This window comes from Pontimonas salivibrio, assembly GCF_002950575.1.
Classification (GTDB): Bacteria; Actinomycetota; Actinomycetes; order Actinomycetales; family Microbacteriaceae; genus Pontimonas; species Pontimonas salivibrio.
Genome location: NZ_CP026923.1, coordinates 1,524,862 through 1,541,221, shown reverse-complemented (window position 1 = coordinate 1,541,221; position 16,360 = coordinate 1,524,862). Strand labels below are relative to the sequence as shown.

The 16,360-nt window shown below is 59.4% G+C and carries 17 protein-coding genes; 12 read left to right on the top strand and 5 right to left on the bottom strand.

The features are described 5' to 3' along the window. Nucleotides 1-4: 4 nt before the first annotated feature. The 6 genes from C3B54_RS07680 (at nucleotide 5) to C3B54_RS07655 (ending at nucleotide 5,513) form a co-directional block, all read left to right on the top strand. On the top strand, nucleotides 5-1,045 hold the full coding sequence (locus C3B54_RS07680; protein ID WP_104913971.1) for a 3-isopropylmalate dehydrogenase: 1,041 nt from the start codon (nucleotides 5-7) through the stop codon (nucleotides 1,043-1,045). An 89-nt stretch (nucleotides 1,046-1,134) separates the two neighbouring features. Further along, a complete protein-coding gene (locus C3B54_RS07675) occupies nucleotides 1,135-2,229 on the top strand; it encodes a branched-chain amino acid aminotransferase (protein WP_245868018.1) in 1,095 nt (364 codons plus the stop codon). Then, complete coding sequence (locus tag C3B54_RS07670) at nucleotides 2,230-2,616, top strand: hypothetical protein (RefSeq protein ID WP_104913969.1); 387 nt, start codon at nucleotides 2,230-2,232, stop codon at nucleotides 2,614-2,616. It begins immediately after the preceding gene. Nucleotides 2,617-2,619: 3 nt separating this feature from the next. Then, nucleotides 2,620-2,937: a ferredoxin gene (fdxA, locus tag C3B54_RS07665; RefSeq protein ID WP_104913968.1), complete on the top strand. Its 318-nt coding sequence runs from the start codon at nucleotides 2,620-2,622 to the stop codon at nucleotides 2,935-2,937. Nucleotides 2,938-2,949: 12 nt separating this feature from the next. Further along, entirely contained in the window at nucleotides 2,950-4,038 is a 1,089-nt protein-coding gene (gene dapC, locus C3B54_RS07660; protein ID WP_104913967.1) for a succinyldiaminopimelate transaminase, read from the top strand. A 173-nt stretch (nucleotides 4,039-4,211) separates the two neighbouring features. After that, nucleotides 4,212-5,513: a citrate synthase gene (locus C3B54_RS07655; protein ID WP_245867902.1), complete on the top strand. Its 1,302-nt coding sequence runs from the start codon at nucleotides 4,212-4,214 to the stop codon at nucleotides 5,511-5,513. Between the two features lie 109 nt (nucleotides 5,514-5,622). On the opposite strand, the gene dapD is transcribed toward C3B54_RS07655, so the two are convergent. Then, a complete protein-coding gene (gene dapD / locus C3B54_RS07650; RefSeq protein ID WP_104913966.1) occupies nucleotides 5,623-6,582 on the bottom strand; it encodes a 2,3,4,5-tetrahydropyridine-2,6-dicarboxylate N-succinyltransferase in 960 nt (319 codons plus the stop codon). A gap of 44 nt (nucleotides 6,583-6,626) precedes the next feature. On the opposite strand from dapD, the gene dapE reads away from it, so the two are divergent. Both dapE and C3B54_RS07640 read left to right on the top strand, forming a co-directional pair. Continuing rightward, nucleotides 6,627-7,748 carry a succinyl-diaminopimelate desuccinylase gene (gene dapE, locus C3B54_RS07645; protein ID WP_342749538.1) on the top strand — a complete coding sequence of 374 codons (1,122 nt, stop codon included), beginning with the start codon at nucleotides 6,627-6,629 and terminating at the stop codon, nucleotides 7,746-7,748. 72 nt (nucleotides 7,749-7,820) lie between these two features. Beyond that, complete coding sequence (locus C3B54_RS07640) at nucleotides 7,821-7,988, top strand: DUF3117 domain-containing protein (RefSeq protein WP_104913965.1); 168 nt, start codon at nucleotides 7,821-7,823, stop codon at nucleotides 7,986-7,988. A gap of 144 nt (nucleotides 7,989-8,132) precedes the next feature. On the opposite strand, the gene C3B54_RS07635 is transcribed toward C3B54_RS07640, so the two are convergent. Beyond that, entirely contained in the window at nucleotides 8,133-8,783 is a 651-nt protein-coding gene (locus C3B54_RS07635) for an O-methyltransferase (RefSeq protein WP_104913964.1), read from the bottom strand. Nucleotides 8,784-8,863: 80 nt separating this feature from the next. Here C3B54_RS07635 and C3B54_RS07630 point away from each other — a divergent pair, with 80 nt between their 5' ends. Continuing rightward, nucleotides 8,864-9,232, top strand: a complete 369-nt coding sequence (locus C3B54_RS07630) for a twin-arginine translocase TatA/TatE family subunit (protein WP_245867891.1) — start codon at nucleotides 8,864-8,866, stop codon at nucleotides 9,230-9,232. A gap of 30 nt (nucleotides 9,233-9,262) precedes the next feature. Here the strand turns inward: C3B54_RS07630 and C3B54_RS07625 are convergent, their stop codons facing one another. Next, nucleotides 9,263-10,363, bottom strand: a complete 1,101-nt coding sequence (locus C3B54_RS07625; protein WP_104913963.1) for a P-loop NTPase — start codon at nucleotides 10,361-10,363, stop codon at nucleotides 9,263-9,265. Nucleotides 10,364-10,439: 76 nt separating this feature from the next. On the opposite strand from C3B54_RS07625, the gene C3B54_RS07620 reads away from it, so the two are divergent. Both C3B54_RS07620 and mgtE read left to right on the top strand, forming a co-directional pair. After that, nucleotides 10,440-10,931: a YflT domain-containing protein gene (locus C3B54_RS07620; RefSeq protein ID WP_104913962.1), complete on the top strand. Its 492-nt coding sequence runs from the start codon at nucleotides 10,440-10,442 to the stop codon at nucleotides 10,929-10,931. 1 nt (nucleotide 10,932) lies between these two features. Further along, complete coding sequence (gene mgtE / locus C3B54_RS07615; protein ID WP_104913961.1) at nucleotides 10,933-12,282, top strand: magnesium transporter; 1,350 nt, start codon at nucleotides 10,933-10,935, stop codon at nucleotides 12,280-12,282. Nucleotides 12,283-12,331: 49 nt separating this feature from the next. Here mgtE and C3B54_RS07610 read toward each other — a convergent pair whose 3' ends face one another. Beyond that, nucleotides 12,332-13,819, bottom strand: coding sequence for an aminopeptidase P family protein (locus C3B54_RS07610; protein ID WP_104913960.1), 1,488 nt, complete (start codon nucleotides 13,817-13,819; stop codon nucleotides 12,332-12,334). A gap of 97 nt (nucleotides 13,820-13,916) precedes the next feature. Here C3B54_RS07610 and C3B54_RS07605 point away from each other — a divergent pair, with 97 nt between their 5' ends. Then, nucleotides 13,917-14,825 (top strand): PHP domain-containing protein, encoded by a 909-nt coding sequence (locus C3B54_RS07605; protein WP_245867889.1) that lies wholly within the window; start codon nucleotides 13,917-13,919, stop codon nucleotides 14,823-14,825. A gap of 112 nt (nucleotides 14,826-14,937) precedes the next feature. On the opposite strand, the gene C3B54_RS07600 is transcribed toward C3B54_RS07605, so the two are convergent. Beyond that, nucleotides 14,938-16,320 carry a DEAD/DEAH box helicase gene (locus C3B54_RS07600; RefSeq protein ID WP_104913959.1) on the bottom strand — a complete coding sequence of 461 codons (1,383 nt, stop codon included), beginning with the start codon at nucleotides 16,318-16,320 and terminating at the stop codon, nucleotides 14,938-14,940. Between the last annotated feature and the right edge of the window lie 40 nt (nucleotides 16,321-16,360).

Sequence of the window (16,360 nt, the reverse complement as noted above, 5' to 3'; positions counted from 1 at the left end):
GAACATGTCCACACTGAACCTCGGGGTCATCCCCGGAGACGGTATTGGTCCAGAAGTCACCACAGAAGCGTTAGAAACCCTCCGGGTGGCACTCGGTGGTGTTCTGGATATTCACACCGAGGACTACCCACTGGGTGCCAACCACTACCTGGAAACCGGTCGAGTGCTTCCCGAGGAGACACTGGGCGCACTGGCCACCCACGACGCCCTCATCTTGGGCGCTGTCGGCGGTGACCCCAGAGACGCCCGCCTCGCGGGGGGAATCGTCGAGCGGGGTCTTCTGCTCAAATTGCGTTTCGCGTTTGACCACTACGTGAACTTGCGCCCGACGCGACTGCCCGCAGGAGTTGCCTCACCCTTGGCCGACCCTGGAGCCATCGACTTTGTGGTGGTGCGAGAAGGAACTGAAGGCCCCTACACGGGAAATGGTGGCGCGCTTCGGGTGAATACTCCCCACGAGGTGGCCACGGAAGTGTCAGTGAATACCGCTTTTGGTGTGGAGCGGGTTGTGCGCTACGCCTTCCAGACGGCAATGATTAGGCGCAAAAGGCTCACCCTCGTGCACAAAACCAACGTATTGGGCTTTGCGGGCTCGCTGTGGCAGCGCACCGTCGATCGGGTGGCTCCCGATTTCCCGGACGTCAGTGTCGACTATGCACACATTGACGCCATGATGATTTATTTGGTGACCGATCCGAGCCGTTTTGATGTGGTGGTCACCGACAACCTTTTTGGTGACATTGTCACCGACCTTGCTGCCGCCATTGGTGGCGGTATTGGCCTTTCCGCATCCGGAAACATCAACCCGGAGGGCCAATTCCCCAGCATGTTTGAACCAGTCCACGGTTCAGCGCCCGATATTGCGGGTACTCACACGGCTGATCCCACCGCGGCAATCCTCTCCACGGCCATCCTGTTGGACCACCTCGGCCATAAAGACCGAGCCGAGGCGGTTGTCAGAGCGGTCGATCAGGATTTGGTGCTGCGTGACGGACCTCGTTCCACCAGTGAGGTGGGTGCGGCCATTAGGGCGCACCTCGACTAATTCGCCCAGAATGGCTCACCTCTAAGGCACTAGACTCACGCCAACACTCTCGTTGGTTCAAGGATGTAATGATGACCATTCCGCTTCAGATGGCGCCAAAAGACCTCGTGTTTCAGGTCAGCCACAACGACTCACCAATGCCCGCGGCCGAGCGGGATGCGATTCTCGCCGACCCGCCTTTTGGCTCGGTCTTTACCGACCACATGGTCGATATTTGCTGGTCAGAAAAAGGTGGTTGGCACCGGCCCCGCGTCCAGCCTTACGGTCCTATTGCAATGGACCCTGCAGCGGCTGTGTTGCACTACGGGCAGGAGATCTTCGAAGGCTTGAAGGCGTACCGTCACGCCGATGGCAGCATTTGGTCGTTTCGACCCGATCAGAATGCGCTTCGCATGCAACGCTCCGCGAAGCGCATGGCACTGCCCGAACTGCCAGCCGACTACTTCTTGGAGTCGCTGAAACAACTCATTGCCGTTGATGGTGCCTGGGTGCCAAGCGCTCCCGAAATGAGTTTGTATATCCGACCGTATATGTATGCCAAGGAAGCGTTCTTGGGGGTGCGTGCTGCCAAAAAGGTCGCCTTCTACATCATTGCTGCTCCGGCAGGGCCCTACTTCAGTGGCGGAGTAAAGCCGGTCTCGATTTGGCTTTCCACCGACTATTCCCGTGCAGGGAAGGGCGGAACCGGTCAGGCAAAAACCGGTGGCAACTATGCTGCGTCGCTGGTCGCTCAGGCAGAGGCCGCCGAACACGGTTGCGCTCAAGTGTTGTTTCTGGACTCTGTGGAAGGAAAATACCTCGAAGAGTTGGGCGGTATGAATATCGTCCTGGTGTACAAGGACGGCCGAGTGGTGACCCCGCAAAGCGACACCATCTTGCAGGGCATCACCAGGGACTCCATTTTGCAGCTTGCAGAAGATGCCGGGCACACTGTGGAGCGCCGGCCGGTGACGCTCGAAGAATGGCGGGACGGAGTCGAATCGGGCGACATTGTCGAAGCGTTCGCGTGCGGTACCGCGGCGGTGGTGACACCGATTGGGCAGTTGAAATCGAAAGATTTCACGATCGGTGATTTGGATCAGCCGGCTGGACCACTCACACTCGCGCTTCGCGAAAAACTCACGGACATTCAATACGGACGTCAACCCGATCCTTACGGGTGGATGTTCCGCCTCGATGGCTAAATGGCCCACACGGTCATTTCGGCGACACTTCCCGCCCTCGGCGCATTCGTCGCAGGCGTGTTTATTGGAGCAGTGGTAACCCTCCACCACCGAAGCCTGCCGCCATTGGGGCTCATCCTGGGGTTAGTGTTGGTCGCCGCTTACGTGATGGGGCTTCGTGTGCTGGGAAGAAATCGAACCCTCGCCCTCTCCGGGGTGTTGGGTGTGCTGGTGACCCAAATGGTGCTCTCCGCGGGCCTCGGTGGTTCGTTTGTTGTTGTGGCCGAACCGCTGGGTTATGGACTGACCTTGGGGGTTGTCGTGATTGCGTTAGTGGTGTTGGCGTGGCCGAAGCTTCCCAGCGCCGCGCGATACGATGGAGCCAGGCCTACACGAGAGGGGGACTAGTCGGTGACGTATGTAATTGCCCTTCCCTGTGTCGATGTGAAAGATCGTGCCTGCATCGACGAATGTCCCGTTGACTGCATTTACGAGGGTGAACGGATGCTTTACATCCACCCCGATGAATGTGTGGACTGTGGTGCGTGCGAACCGGTCTGCCCGGTCGAGGCGATTTACTACGAAGACGACGTTCCCGAAAAATGGGCCGAGTACTACACAGCCAACGTGGACTTTTTCATCGAGGTGGGCTCACCAGGTGGTGCGGCGAAAGTCGGCGTCATCGAAGATGACCACCCCATCATCAAAGCGCTTCCTCCCCAGAACTAGCCTCCAGCGACCATGCTGAGATTGCCCGATTTCCCCTGGGATGAACTGGGGCCAGCGAAAAGCCTCGCCTCAGAACACCCTGAAGGCCTCATTGACTTGTCGGTGGGCTCACCGGTGGATGACACCCCGGGGCTTCTCCAGCAGGCCCTGGCTGAAGCCAGTAATGCCCCCGGTTATCCCACAGTTCGCGGCTCACAGGCGACCAGGGATGACCTGGTGGCCTGGTGGCATCAGGTTCGAGGGGCCACTGGGGTGAGTGCCGAGGGAGTGTTTCCCACCATTGGTTCCAAAGAAATGGTGGGGCTTCTACCACTGCTGTTAGGTCTTGGACCCCAAGACGCCGTGGTGTATCCGCGTATTGCCTACCCGACCTACCAGGTGGGGGCCACACTGGTCGGAGCACAAAGCCGTGCCAGTGACGACCCTGACTCGTGGCCGGAGGGGACAAAGCTTGTCTGGTTGAACTCGCCCGGGAACCCCACAGGCGAAGTCCTCAGCATCGAACAGCTCCAGCGGGCTGTGGCCCGCGCGAGGCAGTTGGGTGCTGTGTTAGCCAGTGACGAATGTTACGCCCTGCTGGGGTCTGGCTCCCAACCACATTCACCCTCACTATTGTGCGATGAGGTGACCGGCGGTGACCTCACCGGGCTGGTCGCACTGTATTCGCTGTCCAAACAATCTAACCTCGCTGGCTACCGCGGGGCGATGCTGGCGGGTGACCCCGGCGTGATTGACCCCATTGTGTTGGCTAGGCGCCACCTGGGTTTAATGTCGCCGGAGCCGATCCGTCAGGTGCTTCGGGTGGCACTGGGTGATTCGTCCCACGTGGACGACATTCGACAGCGTTATCACCGTCGGCGTGAAGTGTTGACCCCGGCAGTCCTGGCTGCCGGGCTTCGCATCACCGGAGGTGATGCAGGGCTCTATATCTGGGCAACGGCTGACCAACTCGCCATGGACACGGTGATGGACGTCGCGACACGCGGAGTGTTGGTCACACCGGGGCATTTTTATGGCCCAGCGGGAAATCAGCATGTGCGGATCGCACTCACTGCCACCGATGGCGACATCGAAGCGGCAGCTGCCCGCCTGTCCTTGTAAGGACGCACTTTCTCGACACCGTGGAACCGGTCCCTGGGGACGAGGGTATTGGTGGGGTGCCTGCGTCGTCTAGGCTGGTCACGTCGTAGCGGGAGTGCCCTCAAAGGGGCACCAGACCACAGACCACACCCACCCATCAGGTGTCACCCGCCTGCTGGGCGAAGGAGGATACGGTGAGCGAAAATCACGGGATCGACCCCGAAGAGGTCACACTCAATTTTCCAGGCGGTAGCGCCACATTCCCCATCAAAGAATCCACTGATGGCGCCTCCAGTGTGGACATGTCGAGTTTTACGAAACAGACCGGTTACACCAGTTACGACCCCGGCTTTGTCAACACCGCCCCCACATCGAGTGGCATTACCTACATTGATGGTGACCAGGGAATCCTTCGCTACCGCGGGTATCCCATTGAGCAGGTGGCGGAGCATTCCACATTCCTCGAAGTGGCCTGGCTCCTCATTTACGGCGAAGTGCCCACGGCGGAACAACTAGAAGCGTTTGACCACAAAGTGCGCCGACACACTCTGTTGCACGAAGACCTAAAGCGCCTTTTTGATGCCCTTCCCCACTCCGCCCACCCCATGTCGGTGCTCTCCAGTGCGGTCAGTGCACTTTCCACGTATTACGGCGATTCGTTGGATCCGAAAGATCCCGAACAGGTGGAAATGTCCACCATCAGGCTGCTGGCCAAACTGCCCGTCATTGCGGCCTACGCACACAAAAAGAGCATCGGTCAAGCCTTTTTATACCCCGATAACGACCGTAGCTTCATTGACAACTTTTTGTGGCTGAACTTTGGTCTGATGGCCGAGCCTTATAAAGAAAACCCTGTGCTGATCCAGGCACTCGACCGGTTGCTGATTCTGCACGAAGACCACGAACAAAACGCGTCCACCTCCACAGTCCGGTTGGTGGGCTCCACGGAAGCCAATCTGTTTGCTTCCGTCTCCGCGGGCATCAACGCCCTGTCGGGCCCACTACACGGCGGTGCAAACGAAGCAGTGCTCAGCATGTTGGGCGATATTCGCGACTCGGGTGAAGGCGTTCACCGCTTCGTCGAGCGGGTCAAAAACAAAGAAGACGGTATTCGCCTGATGGGCTTTGGCCACCGGGTCTACAAAAACTATGACCCGAGGGCGAAACTGGTCAAAGAATCTGCCGACGCCGTTCTCAAAGAGCTGGGTGTCAAAGACGAACTGTTGGACATCGCCAAGGAACTTGAGGAAATCGCGCTCGCTGACGACTACTTCATTGAGCGAAAGCTCTATCCCAACGTCGACTTCTACACCGGCGTGATCTACAAGGCGATGGGTTTTCCCACCCGGATGTTCACCGTGCTGTTTGCCATTGGGCGCCTGCCGGGCTGGATCGCCCACTGGCGGGAAATGAACCAAGACCCCCACCTTCGTATCGGCCGCCCCCAACAGCTCTACACGGGTCCCGCTGAGCGCCACTGGCCCACCTCGCGCTAGAGGGCACAACACCAGCCCGAGAGTTCCCACCCTGCCCCACACCTCCCCATACAGGCGCCACAAGGCACCTGAACCCGGGTGTGAGGTGTGCTGGGTCAGGCGAGCAGGGTCAGGCGTGCAGGGCCTCGTTGAGCGTCACACCGACACCACCGCGCGGCAACACTTCGACGACACCACTTTGAGAGTTCCGGCGATAGAGAAGGCCGGATACCCCAGAGAGCTCACCGGCCTTGAGAGTTTTTGCCTCACCGTCAGCCAACACCGTCACTTTGGTGCCGGCTGTGACGTAAAGGCCGGCCTCCACGACACAGTCATCACCCAAAGAAATACCAATCCCAGCGTTCGCGCCCAGTAGGCAGCGCTCACCCAAAGAGATCACCTGGGTGCCCCCACCGGAGAGGGTGCCCATGATGGAGGCCCCACCACCAATGTCGGAGCCTTCACCGACAATGACACCCTGAGAAACGCGCCCCTCCACCATGGATGAGCCCAAAGTGCCGGCATTAAAGTTCACAAACCCTTCATGCATGACCGTGGTTCCTGGTGCGAGGTGTGCACCTAAACGCACTCGTGACGTATCGGCGATGCGCACCCCTGGGGGGCTGAAGTAGTTCACCATCGGAGGAAACTTATCCACCCCAGTGATCTGGACGCCAGCTTGTCGGAGTGCGGCGACCCGAGTGTTGGCCGTATCGGGGTGAATGGGGCCGTGACTGGTGAAGGCTGCGATGTTCAAGACCCCAAAGAGGCCTTCAAGGTTGATCGTGTTGGGCTGCACCAGGGTGTGCGACAGCAGGTGCAGGCGCAAATAGGCGTCCGGGACACTGGTGGGCTTTGCCTGAAGGTCAATGCTGATGCCAATGCCTTGTGTGTGGACACCAAGGAGCTCATCTGTTCGCTCCAGGTGAGAAATCTCTTGGGGGAGGATGTGTGGGTCAAAACTGGCCGGTGGTTCGCCCAATGTGGGGTGTGGAAACCACGTGTCCAACACGGTGCCATCAGTGGCAATTGTTTGAAGGCCGTAACCGTATGCATGGCTGGGGCTGGTCGAGGGGGTCGTCTCTGGCATACCACCAAGGCTAGCTCGGTTCACCCCCGACTACACTCGAGTAGGTGTCCAATGCGCATCATCCTGTGAATCCCGCTGCCAGTGCGAGTGCCAGTGCTCGTAGCGGTGAACCTTTTGGTGTGAGCGTGGGGGTGGTGGCCCTCGCCCAAGAATTGATGGAGATTTCGTCGGTTTCAGGCGACGAGCAACACCTCGCCGATCGCATTGAAGCGACCCTCCACTCTGCACCGCACCTCGAGGTCATCCGACACGGCAACACCGTGGCGGCGCGCACTTCGCGGGGCCTCGACACCCGAGTGATTGTCGCCGGCCATATCGATACGGTGCCCCACGGCGGCGTCGGGCCAGTGCGGATCGCTGACGGGCGATTACATGGTCGCGGTAGCGTCGACATGAAATCGGCTGTAGCCAGCCACCTCATTCTGGCGCTGCTCTTAGATTCGCCCCGTGTGGATGTGACCTGGATGTTTTACGACCAAGAAGAAGTCGAAGCTGAGCGCAACGGCTTGGGTCATTTCCACACTGCCCACCCCGAATGGTTTGTGGCCGATGCGGCCGTGTTGGGTGAGCCGTCGCTGGGGGGTGTTGAAGGTGGCTGTAATGGCACGATGCGTGTCGAGATTCGAAGCCACGGTGTGGCGGCACATTCGGCGAGACCGTGGCGGGGAGATAACGCCATTCACCATCTGGCCGCCCCCCTCCAACTCTTGGCGGGTTTTGAACCAGAAACTCGCGTTGTCGACGGCTTGGCCTACCGTGAAAGCTTGAACGCCGTGAAAGTGCACGGCGGTATTGCCGGAAACGTCATTCCCGACAGTGCCACCTTGACCGTCAACTACCGTTTTGCCCCCGATCGCAGTGTGAACGACGCCGAAGCGGTCCTCCGGGAGCTCTTTGGGGGTGTCGAGCTGGTTGTGGTCGACCAGTCGCCGGGTGCCAGACCAGGATTGGATATTCCCATTGTGGGGGAACTGGTTACTGCTAGTGGTCGCGAGGTGGGTCCAAAGTATGGCTGGACAGACGTGGCACGTTTTTCTGCGCTGGGGATTCCTGCCGTGAATTTCGGTCCAGGAGATGGGGGTCTTGCCCACTCGGATGACGAATCGGTGGAAATTTCCGAAATCGAACACACCCACCAGGTATTGCACAACTGGCTCACTGAGTAGCCCGGTTGTCGCTAGCCCCGGTTTCCAGGGATAATAGAGTCTTAGGTTTCGGGTGACAGAGGAGAAGTAAAAATGGCCGCGATGAAGCCCCGCACGGGGGATGGACCCATGGAAGCTGTCAAAGAGGGCAGACTCATTATCGTGAAGGTTCCCTTGGAGGGTGGCGGCCGACTGGTCGTCTCGGTCAACGACGCCGAAGCGACCGAACTGCGCGACGCCTTAAACGGCGCACTGAAGTAACTAAGCCCCACAAGTCGGCCGCACAAGTCGGCCACACAATTCGGCCGCACAGGTCGGTCACTCAGGTCGTTGACAGGGGACGCTTTGGCCTCCTGGTTGCCCGGCTCAGTCTTTTCTGACCAGGTTTGTTACTGACCAGGGTCTTTACTGGCCAGGTGTGCTGTTCTCGGTGTGAACCTGAGCCCACAACAGGCCTTCTGCCATGGGCAACAGGGTGTGGCTGACGCGGTCATCTTCAGCGACAGTTTTCAAGACCGCACGCATTGCCGCCACTTTGTGCTCTCTGGCAGCGGGGTCCGCAATGGCGCCACCGGCGAGTACTCGGGCGATCAGAATGGACCCTCCTGGACGACACAGTGTGACGGCGTCACCAAAGCAGGCCTCCACATCATCAGCCGGAACATCCAAGACCACAAGGTCGTAAGAATTTTCATTCATTTTGGGCAGGACATCTTGGGCTCGCTCGGTGATCAGTCGAAGCGAGGAGGTTTCTAACCCCACCTGCGGCATCAGTTCACGCAAGGTCACGTGGTGGTCTGGTTCGCTGTCGATACTGGTGATGTGGGCCTGTGGTGCGGCTTCAGCCAGTCGCATCGTGGTCACCCCAACACCGGTTCCCACCTCAATAATGTTGCGGGCGTCCATCCCCCGCGCAATGGCAAAAATGGTGGACCCCAAGGTTCTACTGAGTGCAGACACGCCCTGTTCCAGCGAAGCTTCTTGGAGGTAGGCGACATCTTCCGAGTCGGCTAAGTAGTCGTTACTGAAGCGGTGGATGAGGTCCCAGTCGGACACCGGCTACCTCCCTCTCGGTTGAACTGCGTAACTCAATTCAGCCTAGGACACCACTGGTCCAGGGCGACTATTGTGGGCACGTGTCCTTTGGATTGACGTTCGAAAAGCTTCTGCTGATTGGGCTTATTGCGGTCTTCCTGATTGGTCCCGACCGTTTGCCGCTCTATTCGGCAAAACTTGCGCGCCTGATTCGCTCCATGCGGGACATGGCCAGTGGCGCTAAGGACCGCCTGAGGGAAGAAATGGGACCAGACTTTGATGAAGTCGAATGGAAAAAGTTAGACCCCAGACAGTACGACCCACGCCGAATTGTTCGAGAAGCTCTCACCGAGTCGGCTACAGCGCCAGCCCAGCCAGTCAGCCCGGGAAGCCCGGTGAAAAAGACTCCCGCGCCCACAACAGACACCACCCGCAGCACACCGGCAGCGTTTGACCCCGACGCGGTCTAAGTTCACCTGCAGGCCGTTGAGCAGGTGTGTTCAGCGGGGTGAGACCGGAAGCGGGGTTCCCACCCGGGAGTTCCTTGTCGCCTGAAGTGCCTGGAAGGCGGCGCTAAGGGCAATGGCTGCCGGGTCGTCTGGCTGGTGTGACACCAGGGGAGTGCCGGCATCTCCTGCCATCCGCAGTGGCACCGAGAGGGGAATCTGGCCCAGCAGTGGAACATCGAGAGCCGCAGCAACCTGCGCGCCGCCACCGGAGCCAAAAAGGTCAAACACGGTGCCATCGGGTAGTGCCCCTGCCGACATTGTTTCAATGACGCCGACAACTTTTTGGCCAGTTTGCCTGGCGACTAAACCGGAGCGGACGGCCACATCGGCGGCACCCGCCTGCGGGGTAGTGACGACGATGACTTCGCTGTGGGGAAGAAGCTGGCCCACAGAAATGGCGATATCGCCGGTTCCCGGTGGCAAATCGAGAAAGAGGAGGTCAAGGTCTCCGAAGAACACGTCGCTTAAGAACTGGTTCACCGTGCGGTGAAGCATCGGACCCCGCCAACTCACCGGGGTGCCCTGGTCAACAAACATCCCAATCGACATCAGCTTCACCTCACCCGCCACAGGCGGCAGAATCATGTCGTCGAGGCGCGTGGGTTTGATTCCCTCAATGCCAAACAGGGCCGGTTGACTAAACCCGAATACGTCCGCGTCAATCACGCCCACCCGAAGCCCACTGTTGGCGGCCGCTTCGGCGAGGTTTGCGGTGATAGTCGATTTACCCACACCGCCCTTGCCACTGGTGACCGCAATGATGCGAGTCAGAGTGTCGGGTCCAAACTGTTGCGCCGGCGATTTATCGCCCCGCAACCGGGTGATCAGAGCGGCCCGCCTGGCCGGTTCCATGACTGTTAGTTCAACGTCGACGGGAATGCCCCCCGCCACCTTCGTGACCGCTTCGGCCACGTCGTTATGGATTCGATCCGATGCGGGGCAGCCCACAATGGTCAAGGCAATGACCACCCGAATGGACTCCGGTGAGACATCAATCGAGTCCACCATGTCCAATTCGGTGAGTGGCCGGCGAAGCTCAGGATCGATGACCGTGTCGATGGCGAGGCGGATAGTTTCCCGGTCTAGTGTCATGGCCCCTCCCGCCTTTCCGCCAACACATTGAGACGATTGTGAAAAAGCCTAGTCGCTGGGGTGTGAGAATGGTCTGGTGGCCCAATCTTCACGCACCCAACAACTTCACCAGCTGGCCACCGTGCCAGCCGGTGAAGAACTCGCGCGCTTTAGTAGTTACCCGGACGCAAAGAAAACCATTGACACCCTCCTGGAGGGCGGCCTACCTCCCCGGGCGTTGTCGGTTGTCGGCGAAGGTCTTCGCTCAGTGGAGCGAATAACCGCCCGTTACGGTCACGGCCGTGCCGCACTGTCGTCGGCCCTGACGGGCTCCTGGGTGGGCCTGTTTGTGGGACTCATTGTGGTGACCCTCGGGGTGGACATGAGTTTGGCTCCCATTGCGGCGGGAATTGTGGTGGGGGCAGGGCTTGGAATGATTATTGGTATGGCGCTATACAGTTCGCAGCGAACCAGCAGGCCCACGTTCCGCTCGATGCATCAAGTTATTGCGGCCGAATATGTGGTCGTTGTTGAGGCGGAACACCAAGGTAAAGCCAAACGCATCCTGCAGGACGCCCAAGGACAGTGACATGGCCGACGACGCTGAACCGCCAGAGCTGAGTCTCACCGGTGCGCTAAACCTCGGTGGCTTAGGGCCTGTTGCGCAGTGGTTGGACACGAAAGCGGCCCACGAAATTGCCGAAGAGCTCACCCGGCTAAACCCCGTCCAGTCAGCAATGGTGTGGCGGATGTTGCCACGCGATACGGCGCTGGAAATTTTTGAAGAGCTCGATAGTTTCCAACAGCAGCAGTTGCTCTCCGGAATGCGCGACCAGGCCTTCAGCGAAATTGTTGAAGAAATGGACCCCGACGACCGGGCCCGCCTGCTCGGTGAAGCACCGGCTGGTTTTGTCCGACGAGTACTCGCGGGCTTAAGTCACAAAGAGCGCAACATGACGGCGTCGCTGCTGGGTTTCCCGGAAGGCTCCGTCGGGCGGGTGATGAGCCCCGAAGTGGTCACCGTGTCCGAATCGACCAAAATTTCCGACGTGTTGGATGTGGTGCGGCGAAAAGGCTCCGATGCGGAAACGATTGACCTGTTGGCCATCGTTGACCGTTCGAGAAAGTTGGTCGGGGTGGTGGGACTCAGCCACGTCGTCCTGGGTGACCCGGATCTCAACGTGGGAGAAATTGCTGACCACGGTGCCCCCACAATCGACGTCACCGAAGACGCCGAAAAAGCGGCCCGACTGGTGCAAGAAACCAACCGTCTCGGCCTAATGGTGGTGGATAGTGAAAACCGTGTCCTCGGGGTACTCACCGTGGATGACGCGCTCGAAGTCATTGAAGCGGCTGACACGGAAGATATTGCTCGTCAGGCCGGCGCCCTACCGTCAACCGGCCACTACCTGTCCGACAGTGTGATGCGCTTAGCGAGACTGCGGGTGTTTTGGTTAGCGATATTGATGTCGGCGGCGACCATCACCGTGTGGGTGATGGGGCTGTTCGAATCCGCGCTCGCCGAAATTACGGCACTCGCGTTATTTATTCCCCTCCTGGTGGGCACCGGAGGAAATATTGCCGCCCAGGCGGCCACCAGTGCGGTGCGCGCGGTCGCCGTCGGCGAAGTGCGACCCGGTGACGCCTGGCGGGTGGCCTGGCGCGAATCACGGGTAGGGCTTCTCTTGGGTGTGGTGTTAGGGGCTATCGCTTTTGGGGCCGGCTGGTGGGTTGCCGGGCTGGCCGTGGCGTTCACCGTGGGACTGTCCATCGTGTTACTCGCCGTGTGGGCCACAACCGTTGGCTCGACCATGCCTCTTGCCGCCCAGGCTCTGAAAATTGACCCCGCGGTCATCTCGGTTCCCTTGGTGACCACACTGGTTGACACCAGCGGTTTGCTGATTTATTTCCTCGTCGCGGGCCTCATCTTGTCGATTTAGTAGGCCGGCGAAACCGTCCGACGTCAGTGGCTAAGCGCATTATTGGCCACTAAGGGGTGTGTCTTTTCACCCAGGCTTCAACATCCTCCGCGGTGCGGGGAATATCGGCTGACAGGTTGATGGCACCGTCTTTGGTAACAAGGATGTTGTCTTCAATGCGCACCCCAATACCGCGCCATTCGGCGGGAACGGTGAGGTCATCGGGTTGGAAATACAGTCCTGGTTCAATGGTGAAGACCATGCCGGGGCGAAGCTCCTGGTCGACATAAAGCTCACGGCGCGCTTTTTGGCAGTCGTGCACGTCGAGGCCCAGATGGTGGCTTGTGCCATGGATCATGTATCGCCGATGCCAGCCGGCATCCTTTTTCAGGGATTCATCCGCACTGCCTGGCAGGAACCCCCAGCGGGCGGTGTGGGCGGCGATGACCTCCATGGCGGCATCGTGAATGGCGCGAAAGGGCACACCGGGGCGCACGGCGGCAAAAGCCTGATCTGCGGCCTCCAACACCGCGTCATACACTTGGCGCTGGCGGGCGCTAAAGCGCCCCGACACCGGCAGTGTTCGGGTGATATCGGCGGTGTAGAGCGAATCGAGTTCCACACCGGCGTCGACTAGGAGGAGGTCGTCACTACCCACTGGTCCGTCGTTTCGTACCCAGTGCAAAATGCAGGCGTGGGGGCCACTGGCGGCAATAGTGCCGTAGCCCACATCGTTGCCCTCCAGCCGTGCCCTCGCGGCGAAAGCTGATTCGACTACGCGTTCACCCCGGGGTGACTGGGCTGCGTCGGGAAGGGAACCAATGATGTTGTTGAACCCCCGGTGGGTGGCGCCAATGGCGAGGCGCATTTGGTCGACCTCGTAGTCGTCTTTCACAAAACGCAGTTCCGCTAAATGCCTTGCCAGAATGTGGTCAGCTTCGGCGAGAACACCGGCCTGCTGTTCACCTAAGACTGCTGTGCGGCGGTGCTGCAGGCGCACGCTGAATAGGTCATCGGCTTCGGGCAGCACGACGGTGTGGGGAAGGTCCTGGTCGCCCACTTCAGACCACGCATCCAACGGTTGGACCTGAAGGCCCAACCGGGAGGCAATGTCATCCAAGTGTGGTCGGGGACCTGTCCAAAACTCGCCGATTGCTGCGTTGGCATAAAACTCGTCAGTGTCGCGACCGGCAGACCCCCTGGCATACAACACTGTTGTGGCGGGTGAGGTGCCCGGGGTAATGACCAAAACACTGCCCGGAACAGTGTCTGAACCCCACCCGGTCAGGTGGGTAAAAGCCGAATGGGGCCGGTAAGGATAATCGGTGTCATTAGACCGCCGTGATTCCGGGCCTGCAGGGATGACCAACGTGTGACCAGAAAGTTCCTCGGGCAGACTGTCGACAAAGAGTGCGCGGCGTGTTGCGGTGAAGTCAGCCACCTCATCTCGCGTGGCAACCCTCCGAGGGTGATCTTCCCATCCACTAGAGATGAACTCACGAAAAGCGGCACTCTCCGGTGTGCGGGACCGGGGAGGTTTCTTAGTCGAATCTGACACCCCACTAGTGTGGCACTCCACACTTTGAGGCTGCCCACTGCCGGAGCTGGGGACACCACTGGCCCGCTGGGGGCACCACCGCACCTAACATGGAGGGGTGTCCGATGCGATTATTGACCTCCACGCGCATTCGCGGGCATCGGATGGTTCAGAAACTCCTGCCGAAGTGATGGCGAAAGCGCACGCTGCTGGCCTTCACACCATTGCCCTCACCGACCATGACACCCTCTCGGGGTGGGCAGAAGCGCGCGAAGCGGCAACACATTTCGGCGTGGGGCTCGTTCCCGGCATTGAACTAAGCACACAAATTCTTGATGAGACCACAGGTTACGAACCCCACAGCATTCACCTGTTGGGCTACCTGGTTGATCCGGAACACCCTGACCTGGTCGATGAGATGGTCAAAATTCGCTCCCACCGGGATAACCGACTCCAGCTCATGGTGGAAAAGCTCGCCAAGGATTACCCCATTGATTGGCTCGAAGTGCGCGCCGTCATTCCCGAAGGGGCTACACCCGGACGACCCCACATCGCCGAAGTGCTCATCGCGAAGGGCATCGTCCAGGACACCACTGAAGCGTTTGCCCACATTTTGGCCGGTGATGGCCCCTACCATGTGCCCCACTACGCCCCACGACTCCACCGAGGCATTGAGATTATTCGACAGGCCGGGGGTGTTCCGGTGCTAGCTCACCCGCTGAGCCGCGGTGGAAAACCGGCGACCGATGTCGGCGGTGATGTCGATCAGGCGATTGCCCGATATCAGCGGTGGGTGGATCACGGCCTCATGGGTGTCGAAATTGGCCACCGTGAAAACGACCCCACCCTCACCCCCCATTTAGAGCGGGTTGCCGAACATCTTGGCCTGATTGTGACGGGCTCTAGTGACTACCACGGGTCAAAAAAACCCAACGTGTTGGGCGAGCATTCGACGAGCATGGCTGATTTCCAGCGCATTGTGGAGGCTGGGACGGGTAGCACACCGGTGCTTCCCGCCACTCACTAGCCACCGCCCGCTATCTGACGCTGGATAGCCACTGTTGGCGGACCGAGCCGGCTGCATGGCGACAGGGTAAGAAAAGGCCACCCCTTTGGCTGTGCCCCACGGGCCCAGCCAATTAGGACTGTGGTGGTGAGCTTTTTCGTCTACGGTGCCGCGGTGGACGTGATGAACCATCAGACGCTGTCTGCGAAGAACCACTGGTGGTGTTTGTCGCGCGGGCGGGCTGGTTGCCTGCCGACTGGCCGCCACGGTTACCGCCACGGTTACCACCCGATCGTGACTCACCGGCACGCTTTTCCCGGTTGGGAATAGGTGTTGCCGTGAGGCGGCCCTTCGTCCCCGGGGTGATGTTCATATCTGTGAAGAGATGATCGGAGGAGGAATAGGTTTCCTGAGGTTCAGGGATACCCATTTCGAGGGCACGGTTAATCAGTGCCCATTTGTGAAGGTCATCCCAGTCGACAAAGGTCACCGCAATACCGGTCTTGTTCGCCCGACCGGTGCGCCCCACCCGGTGGAGGTAGGCCTTTTCATCTTCGGGGATGGTGTGGTTAATCACGTGGGTCACGTCATCCACATCGACACCGCGCGCAGCGACATCGGTGGCAATCAAAATGTCTTTCTTCCCGGCACGAAAGGCCACCATGGCGCGCTCGCGGGCGTCTTGGCTCAAATCACCGTGGACTGCCGCCGCGGGAAAACCACGGTCGGTGAGTTCTTCGACCAGGCGCGCGGCACCGCGCTTTGTGCGGGTGAAAATGATGGTTTTGCCGCGACCTTCCGCCTGGAGGATACGGCCGATAATTTCGTCCTTATCCAGCTGGTGCGCGCGGTAGACGAAGTGTTTGATGTTGGCCTGCGCCAGTGTTTCTTCGGGATCGTGGGCGCGGATGTGGAGCGGTTTGGTCATGAAACGCCTGGCCAGTGTCAACACCGGTCCTGGCATGGTGGCCGAAAACAACATGGTGTGGCGAAGTGCGGGAGTGTGTGAAAAGAGGCGCTCCACATCGGGGAGGAAGCCCAAGTCCAACATTTTGTCGGCCTCATCCAAGACCATCACTTCGACGTCTTTGATGGAAAGTTTGCGCTGTGAAATGAGGTCCAAGAGTCGACCAGGAGTGCCCACAATGACTTGAGCTCCGGCGTCGATTTGTTCGATTTGTCCCTCGTAGGCTTTACCGCCATAGATTGCGGCGACTTGGGTCTGACGCTTCGACGAGGCGACCTCTAAGTCTTCCGCGACTTGGATGGCCAGTTCACGGGTGGGAACCACAACGAGGGCTTTCACTCCCGGTGCGGGGTCCACTCCAAGCTTTTGTAAGAGGGGTAACCCAAAACCGAGGGTTTTACCCGTTCCGGTTCGTGCCTGACCGATGATGTCTTGGCCAGAAAGCGCAACGGGAATGGTTTGTTCTTGAATGGGGAAAGGGGTCTCGATTCCCTCCTGAAGGAGGGCCTCGACCATGTCCGGCTCAATGCCGAGGTCGGAAAAACTCACTAGTTAACAGATTCACTTTCATTATTTGATGTGACCCCCA

What these genes read in the sequence shown, in the direction of transcription:
- dapC (WP_104913967.1), top strand. Translation starts at nt 2,950, where the DNA reads ATGCTGAGATTGCCCGATTTCCCCTGGGATGAACTGGGGCCAGCGAAA.
- C3B54_RS07680 (WP_104913971.1), top strand. Translation starts at nt 5, where the DNA reads ATGTCCACACTGAACCTCGGGGTCATCCCCGGAGACGGTATTGGTCCA.
- C3B54_RS07670 (WP_104913969.1), top strand. Translation starts at nt 2,230, where the DNA reads ATGGCCCACACGGTCATTTCGGCGACACTTCCCGCCCTCGGCGCATTC.
- C3B54_RS07640 (WP_104913965.1), top strand. Translation starts at nt 7,821, where the DNA reads ATGGCCGCGATGAAGCCCCGCACGGGGGATGGACCCATGGAAGCTGTC.
- C3B54_RS07625 (WP_104913963.1), bottom strand. Translation starts at nt 10,363, where the DNA reads ATGACACTAGACCGGGAAACTATCCGCCTCGCCATCGACACGGTCATC.
- mgtE (WP_104913961.1), top strand. Translation starts at nt 10,933, where the DNA reads ATGGCCGACGACGCTGAACCGCCAGAGCTGAGTCTCACCGGTGCGCTA.
- dapD (WP_104913966.1), bottom strand. Translation starts at nt 6,582, where the DNA reads ATGCCAGAGACGACCCCCTCGACCAGCCCCAGCCATGCATACGGTTAC.
- C3B54_RS07675 (WP_245868018.1), top strand. Translation starts at nt 1,135, where the DNA reads ATGGCGCCAAAAGACCTCGTGTTTCAGGTCAGCCACAACGACTCACCA.